Consider the following 8,122-nt stretch of genomic DNA (forward strand, 5'->3'; position numbering starts at 1 on the left):
GGCCGCGGCGGGCGCGCCCTGCGCGCTCGCCCCGGCGGCCTGCTGCGACGGGCCCGGCTGCGGCGCCCCGACGGTGACCGGCTCGCCGCCCTCGCCGTCGACGACCTCGACGCCCGCGGGCGGACGCGGCGGGGCGGCGGTGAGCTGGGCGGCGAAGACGAGGCGGACCGTCTCCTCCTTGATGCCCTCGGTCATGGCCTGGAACATGTCGTAGCCCTCGCGCTGGTACTCCACGAGCGGGTTGCGCTGGGCCATCGCGCGCAGGCCGATGCCGTCCTGCAGGTAGTCCATCTCGTACAGGTGCTCGCGCCACTTGCGGTCGATCACGCCGAGCACCACGCGCCGCTCGAGCTGCCGCATGAGCGCGGGCGTCATCTCCTCCTCGCGCGCGTCGTAGGCGAGGCGCACGTCGGCGGTGAGCTCGTCGACGAGGACCTGCGCGGTGAGGCCGTCGCCGTGCTCCTCGACGACCTCCTCGCGCTCCACGCCGACCGGGTACAGGGCGCGCAGCTGCTGCCACAGCACGTCGAGGTCCCACTCGTCGGGGTGGGACTCGGTGGTGGCGGCCCGCACGTAGCCCTCGACGACGTCGGTGGCGAAGTGGCGCAGCTCGTCGCCGAGGTCGGCGTGCTCCAGCACGCGGCGGCGCTCGGCGTAGATGACCGTGCGCTGCATGTTGAGGACGTCGTCGTACTTGAGGACGTTCTTGCGGATCTCGAAGTTGCGCGCCTCGACCTGCTTCTGCGCGCTCTCGATCGACCGGGCGACCATCTTGGAGTTGATGGGCTCGTCCTCCGACACCCCCGTCCGGTCGAGCAGCTGCTCGACGAGGCCGGAGTTGAACATGCGCATGAGGTCGTCGGACAGCGCGAGGTAGAACTGGCTGAGGCCGGGGTCGCCCTGTCGGCCCGAGCGCCCGCGCAGCTGGTTGTCGATGCGGCGGGACTCGTGGCGCTCGGTGCCGAGCACGTACAGCCCGCCCGCGGCGAGGACCTTCTCGGCATCGGCGGCGACCGCCGTCTTCGCCCTGTCCAGCTCCTCAGGCCACGCGGCCTCGTACGCCTCGGGGTCCTCGTTGGGGTCCAGGCCGCGGGCGCGCATCGCCTCGACGGCCATGAACTCGGCGTTGCCGCCGAGCATGATGTCGGTGCCGCGCCCCGCCATGTTCGTGGCGACGGTGACGGCGCCGGGCCGACCGGCCATCGCGACGACCGCGGCCTCCCGCTCGTGCTGCTTGGCGTTGAGCACCTCGTGCGCGATGCCCTGCTCGGTGAGGGCGCGCGAGACCCGCTCGGACTTCTCGACGCTCGTGGTGCCGACGAGCACGGGCTGGCCGCTCTCGTGGCAGGCGACGATGTCCTTGATGATCGCGCGGTACTTCGCCTCGTCGTTCTTGTAGACGACGTCGACCTCGTCGGAGCGGACCATCGGCTTGTTCGTGGGGATCTCCACGACGCCCATGCCGTAGATCTGGCTGAACTCCGTCGCCTCGGTCTGGGCGGTGCCCGTCATGCCGGCGAGCTTGTCGTACATGCGGAAGTAGTTCTGCAGCGTGATGGAGGCGAGCGTCTGGTTCTCGCGCTGGATCGGCACGCCCTCCTTGGCCTCGATGGCCTGGTGCATGCCCTCGCTGTAGCGGCGCCCGGGCAGCATGCGCCCGGTGTGCTCGTCGACGATGTTGACGTTGCCGTCGATGACGACGTAGTCCTTGTCGCGCTTGTACAGCTCCTTCGCCTTGACGGCGTTGTTGAGGAAGCCGATGAGCGGCGTGTTCTCGGACTCGTAGAGGTTCTCCACGCCGAGGTGGTCCTCCACCAGCGCGATGCCCTCCTCGGTGACGCCGACCGTGCGCTTCTTCTCGTCGACCTCGTAGTGCGTCTCCGCGTCCATGCGCCGCGCGAGCGAGGCGAACTCGGCGTACCACTTCTGCGGCTGCTCGACGGGCCCGGAGATGATGAGCGGGGTGCGGGCCTCGTCGATGAGGATCGAGTCGACCTCGTCGACGATCGCGAAGTAGTGGTCGCGCTGGACGAGGTTCTGCAGGCTCTGCGCCATGTTGTCGCGCAGGTAGTCGAAGCCGAACTCGTTGTTGGTGCCGTACGTGATGTCGGCGGCGTACATCTCGCGGCGCTCCGCCGGGGTCTGCCCGTTGAGGATGACGCCGGTCTCCATGCCGAGGAAGCGGTAGACGCGGCCCATCAGGTCGCTCTGGTAGCGCGCGAGGTAGTCGTTGACCGTGACGACGTGGACGCCGCGTCCGGTGAGCGCGTTGAGGTAGGCCGGCAGCGTCGCGACGAGGGTCTTGCCCTCACCGGTCTTCATCTCGGCGATGTTGCCGAGGTGCAGTGCCGCCCCGCCCATCAGCTGCACGTCGAAGTGGCGGAACCCGAGCGTCCGCTTGGCCGCCTCGCGGACGGCCGCGAAGGCCTCCGGCATGATCTGCTCGAGGGTGGCCCCGTCCGCCAGCCGCTCCTTGAAGCGGTCGGTCTCGCCCCGGAGCTCCTCGTCGCTCATGGCGACGAAGTCGTCCTCGATGGCGTTGACCTGCTCGGCGATCTTGGTCAGGCGACGGAGGATCTTGCCTTCGCCCACCCGCAGCATGCGGTCGATGAGTCCCACGCGCTGCATGGTAGACGTCCGACCTGCCTCACCCGGGCGGCCCGTCGCCGCCCGGGGGGCCGCCGGCCGGGTCGGCGGCCGGGTCGGCGGCCGGGTCGGCGGCGGGGTCGGCGGCGACGGCCCGGGCCAGCGGGCGCGACAGGTCACCGATGTCGTCGACCTCGACCGACGGGCAGCCGAGCCACGCCCCGAGCGCGGCGCACTCGGCGGCCAGGGCCCGCACGTCGTCGCCGTCGGTGCCCGGCTCGCCCCACGACGAGCGCACGCGGAGCACGCCGCGCGCCCGGTCCGCCTTGAGGTCGACCCGCGCGACGAGGCGGCCACGGTGCAGGAACGGCAGCACGTAGTAGCCGTGGACGCGGCGCGGCGCGGGCACGTAGATCTCCAGGCGGTAGCGGAAGCCGAGGAGCCGCTCGAGGCGGGGCCGGTGCCACACGAGGGGGTCGAAGGGCGCGAGCAGCCACCCGGGGCCGTCCGCGACCGACGTGGCACGCGGCAGCGGCACCTCGGAGTGCCGCCACGCGGGCACGCCCCAGCCCTCGACCTCGACCGGTTCGAGCACGCCGGCCTCGACGAGGTCGGCGACCGCCGCCCGGGTCGCCTCCGGCGGCAGCCGGAAGTAGTCCCGCAGGTCGTCGAGGGCCGCGACGCCGTGGGCGCGGGCGGCACGGTCCACGAGGACGCGCGCCGCGTCCGGCAGGTTCGGCCACGGCGTGCGGAGCGCCTCCTCCGGCCACACGCGCTCGGGCAGGTCGTAGCGGCGCTCGAACTGGGCGGTGCGGCCGGCGCTCGCCACCCGTCCGGACCAGAACGCCATCTCGACGGCGCGCTTGACATCGCTCCAGTTCCACCCCCAGTGCTCGGTGCGCCGGCGGTGGCCCGGCTCCAGCAGCAGCTGCAGCTGCCGGGCGGTGAGCGGGCCGTCGCCCAGGGCGTCGACGACGGCGTCGAGGAGCTCCGGCCGGCGGCGCGACACCTCCTTCATGCCGCCCCAGGCCCGTTCCTCGGCCGCGCGCATGCGCCAGCGCAGCGCCGCGAGGACCTCGGCGGACACGTACGACGCCTCGTGGCCCCAGTACTCCCAGGCCACGGGACGCCGGCGCCCCGCCGCTGAGAGCGCGTCGTCGAGGACGGGCGGCCGGTAGCCGCCGAGCCGGGCCCGGACGGGCAGCAGGTGGGCACGCGCGACGACGTTGACCGAGTCGACCTGCACGGCTCCGGTGCGCTGCACGAGGCGGCGCACGTGGCCGCGGTCCGTGGTCGGCCCTGGGCGCGGCGAGGTCGGCAGCAGGCCCTGGCCCGCGAGGGCCAGCCGCACCGCCTGGTCGCGCCGCAGGCGCCGCACCGGCCGCACCGGCCGCTCGGGTGCTGTCACGCGCCGATCGTGGCAGCCCGTCCCGACACCGGTGCCGCGCGGCCCGACGCACGGGAGGCCGGGACCCCGTGAGGTCCCGGCCTCCGCCGTCGTGTGCGCGGCGCCGGCCCGGGGGCGCGCCGTCGCGCGGGAGGTGCCCGGCCGTCAGTCGGCGGCCATCACCGGCACCCCGCTGCTGCGCTCCGCGTCCTCGCCCGCGGACGGGTCACCCAGGCGCACGACGCCGTAGCTCCAGCCCTTGCGGCGGTACATCGCGCTCGGGGAGCCGGTGTCGGCGTCGACGAAGAGGTAGAAGTCGTGACCGACGAGCTCCATCTCGTACAGCGCCTGCTCGGTCGTCATCGGCACGGCGGGGTGGACCTTCTCGCGGATCTCGACGGGCGAGCCGTCGAGGTCGCCGCCCGCGGCGGACGCGTCGTCCGGCACCTCGTCGTCCTGGGCGGGTGCGGCGTCGTCGTGGCCGTCGAGCGGCTGCGCCGACAGGTCGCGCGGCGACTGCAGGTCGATGCCGTCCCAGCGGGCGCTGGCGTACGAGAGGGACTCCGGGGCGTGCCGCCCGTGATGCACCTTCCTCCGGTCCCGCGACCGCCTGAGCCGTTCGTACAGCTTCGCGAGCGCGAGGTCGAGCGCCGCGTACGGGTCCCCGGCGCACGCCTCACCGCGCACGACGGGTCCTCTGCTGTGGACGGTGAGCTCGATCCGGTGGGACGCGGCGGTGAGGCGAGGGTTCTTCTCCTCGCTCACGACCACGTCGACGCGGTGGCAGCGAGGGCACAACTGCTCCACCTTCTCGACCTTCTCCTCGAGGTGGCGACGGAACCGGTCGGACACAGAGGTGTGTCGTGCGGTCACGGTGACGTCCATGGAACCTCCTGGGTCGTGGGGTGACGGGACAGCCAGGTGGTGGTCCGAGGCCTCGCGGCCGCCCTCCCGGGAACGGCGCCGCTCACGCTCAGGACCGGCCGACCACCCCCCGGCGGCACTCGCGCACCGCTCCGAGGACGCAGGAGGCCGCGGTCCCCGGGACCGCGGCCTGCTCCATGACGGAACGTTAGTACCCCTGCACCGGGACGTGAAGTCCGGGGTGGCGTGTCCGTCGGGTGGCCGCGGGGCGGTCCTCAGGCGGTCGCGACGACGGCCGCCCCCAGGACGTCGGCGCCCGCGGCCCGCAGGGCGCGCGCCGCCTCGAGGACCGTCGCGCCGCTCGTCACGACGTCGTCGACCACGACCACGCGTGCCGTCGCGAGCGCCGCTGGGAGCGGGCGGGCGCGGTAGGCCCCCTCGACGTTGGCGGACCGCTCCCGCCGGTCCAGGCCGGCCTGGTCCCGCACGGGACGGACGGCCCGCAGCAGGGACCGGGCGGTCACCGACCCGCCCGCGGCCCGCAGCGACGCGGCGGCCGAGCGGGCCAGCCCCTCGGCCGGACGTGCCCCTGCCCGGGCGCGGCGGGAGCGCCACGACGACGGCGGGGGCACGAGGAGGACGCCGCCTCGCGGGACACCGTCGTCGACACCGTCGACACCGTCGACACCGTCAACACCGTCGGCGGCCCCGTCGGCAGCCTCCGCGGGCCAGGCGACCCCCGCGACGGCGCGGGCGAGGGCGAGCCCGAGCACGGGCAGGGCGTCGTCCCGGCCCCGCTCCTTGAGGGCGCCGACGAGCCCGGCCGCCGGTCCCCGCCAGGGGGACGAGGCGACGACGAGCGTGCCGTCGGCGAGCACGCGCCGGCGCAGCGGCCCGCCGAGGACCCGCTCCCGGCAGGTGCCGCACACCGCGACGTCGTCGCGCCCGCAGCCGGGGCAGCGCAGCGGGACGAGCACGGCGGCGAGCCCGCCGAGCAGCCCCGTGACCGGGCTCGCGAGCCGTCGCCCGGCCGGGTCGGCACGGTCCGGGCCGCGGTGGGGCGGGTGCACCGTCCCACCGTGCCCCCGCTGGGGCCCGCACCCTGCGACGGTGGGGCCGGTGGACGACGCCGGTGCCCTGTGGACGGGCGTCGGGCCGCTCAGCCGCGGTGGGCGGGCGAGACCCCCACCGGGCCGTCGAGCCACAGGCTGCCCGAGCGCCGCAGGACCGTGCCCTCCTCGGTGCCGACGACGATCGAGCGCTCACCGAAGCCCGCCGACACCGACACGGCACCCGGCGCGGGCGCCAGCGGCGTCGACTCGCCGCCGACCCGCGCGAGCACCGGGCGCAGGGGCTCCTCCCCCTCCCGGCCGAGCACGACGACCTGGTCGTCGCTCACCCAGGCGGCGTCGACGGCGTCGACGAGCTGCGGCGCGACGGTGAACGACGCCTGGGACAACGACTCGGGCCGTCCCGCCGGGTCGCGGCGCACGCCCCGGACCTCCGCCACGACGGAGCCGTCGGCGCGGGCGACGACGACGAGGACGCGGGCGCCGTCGCGGCTGACCCGCAGGGCGCGCACCTCGTCGCCGGGGCGCAGCCAGCGCGCGTCCACCTCCTGCACGGTGGCCGCGGAGGCGAGGACGCGGGGCGGACCGTCGGCCTCACCGGCGGTCACCGTCCACACCGACGACAGCGGCAGCGGGTCGAAGGAGGGCCGGGTCAGCGACGCACCGGTCACGAGCTCGACCGGCGGCGCCCCCGGCTGCTGCACCCACATCGAGCTGCGGTCGGCGTCCAGCCCCGCGTACGTGCTGCCGTCGGGCGAGGCCGCGATGCCGGTCGCGACGAGGTCCGCGAGCGCCTCGGTCCCCTCCACCACCTGTCCGCCGTCGAGGTCGAGACGCAGCAGCTGCCAGCCCTCCGGCGCGAGCGGGCGGCCGTCGGGCCCGAGGACCGGGTCGACCACCGGGACCTCCTCCCCGCCGGCGGCGGCCCCGGCGTCCGTCGCGCCGGCGTCCTCCGCGCCCGCCGCCGCGTCCCCGTCGGCACCGTCAGCGGGCCCGTCCGGCGTCGCCCCCGCCGCCTCGGTCTCCTCGGTCGCGACCGGCGGGGGTCCGAGCACGAGGACGCGGTCGTCGACGGTCGGGTCGACCCGCAGCTGGTCGGCGCCGAGCTCGGGGGTCAGCGGCTCGTCGACCGGCGAGCCCTCGACGGTGACCGCCACCGTCGTCACCCCCGGGACCGCGCGCAGCGTCTGCCGTAGCTGGGCGAGGAGCAGGGCCCGCTCGGCGCTCTCGGCGTCGAGCACGTCCTCGGTGAGGTCGACCGTCGCGACGCCGTTCTCCACGGGCACCGTCGCGAGGCCGAGCCGGGTCCCCTGCGGGACCGCGGTCGACAGCGCCCCGAGGTACGGGGCGCTGGGTCCGGCGAGCAGCGCGCGCACGAGCGAGGTGGCCGAGCTCGACAGCTGCGGGAACCACCGCACGTCCGGCACGAGGTAGCGCCCCGTCGGGTCCGGGAAGTACACGCCGTAGGGGGTGAGCACGCGGTCGGCGTCCACCTGGCTCACGAGGACACCCACGGGCAGGTCGGCGATCCGCCACTCCCCGTCGACGCGGACCAGCTCGTAGCGCTGCTCCTCGGGGGTCGGGGCCTGCGCGGTGTAGCGGCCGTTGCCGTCGATGCGCGCGACGACCGGCGCGGTGACGGTGACGGTGGCGGTGTCCCCCTCGACGTCGGCGACGGCCGTCGGGGCGCCCTCGTACACGACCGTGCGGTCGCCCGGGCGCCACGCCTGCGCGTCGGGCGCGAGGAACTCCCGCGCGACCGCGAAGTCGTCGAGACCGGCGACCGCGGCGAGGAAGCCGGACACGACCTCCTCCTCGTCGGCGCCCGGCGCGGGGCCGTCGGCGACCACGCGGAGCGCCTGGCGCACGCCCTGCTGGTCGACGTCGCCGCCGGCGACGACCCGGCCGCTCGTCGGCAGGCTCGCGCAGCCGGCGAGGAGCAGCGCGAGCGCGGCGACGAGCGCGGCGAGCACCCGCGGGCGGTGGGGCGCACCGGTGGCGGTGTCGCCCGGACGCGTGGTGGGCCGTGTCACCGCACGACCTCGTGCGACGCCGCCCCCGGGCCGCCGCGGGCGCCACCCACGGGGGCCGGCGGCGTGCCGTCGGGAGGCGCGGGGCTCGGGACGGCCGGCCCGCCGGCGCCGTCGTGGCCGCCGGGACCGAGCGCGCTGTCCGTGCGGGGTCCGCCGGCAGCGGCGGCAAGTCGGAGGCCAAG

At 75.6% G+C, this 8,122-nt stretch carries 6 protein-coding genes; all 6 read right to left on the bottom strand.

The annotated features are described in order from the left end of the window. A partial coding sequence (gene secA, locus WAA21_RS17510) for a preprotein translocase subunit SecA (protein ID WP_442893315.1) occupies positions 1–2,628 on the bottom strand: 2,628 nt, incomplete at its 3' end. Positions 2,629–2,647: 19 nt separating this feature from the next. Continuing rightward, positions 2,648–3,994 (bottom strand): winged helix-turn-helix domain-containing protein, encoded by a 1,347-nt coding sequence (locus tag WAA21_RS17515; protein WP_336924141.1) that lies wholly within the window; start codon positions 3,992–3,994, stop codon positions 2,648–2,650. 144 nt (positions 3,995–4,138) lie between these two features. Continuing rightward, positions 4,139–4,858, bottom strand: coding sequence for a ribosome hibernation-promoting factor, HPF/YfiA family (hpf, locus tag WAA21_RS17520; RefSeq protein WP_336924142.1), 720 nt, complete (start codon positions 4,856–4,858; stop codon positions 4,139–4,141). 254 nt (positions 4,859–5,112) lie between these two features. Next, positions 5,113–5,907 (bottom strand): phosphoribosyltransferase family protein, encoded by a 795-nt coding sequence (locus WAA21_RS17525; RefSeq protein ID WP_336924143.1) that lies wholly within the window; start codon positions 5,905–5,907, stop codon positions 5,113–5,115. Between the two features lie 89 nt (positions 5,908–5,996). Next, positions 5,997–7,940: an LpqB family beta-propeller domain-containing protein gene (locus WAA21_RS17530; protein ID WP_336924144.1), complete on the bottom strand. Its 1,944-nt coding sequence runs from the start codon at positions 7,938–7,940 to the stop codon at positions 5,997–5,999. Then, on the bottom strand, positions 7,937–8,122 hold a 186-nt coding region (locus WAA21_RS17535; protein ID WP_336924145.1), incomplete at its 5' end, for a hypothetical protein. The genes WAA21_RS17530 and WAA21_RS17535, both read right to left, overlap by 4 nt.

This window comes from Aquipuribacter sp. SD81, assembly GCF_037153975.1.
In the GTDB taxonomy this organism is placed as follows: domain Bacteria; phylum Actinomycetota; class Actinomycetes; order Actinomycetales; family JBBAYJ01; genus Aquipuribacter.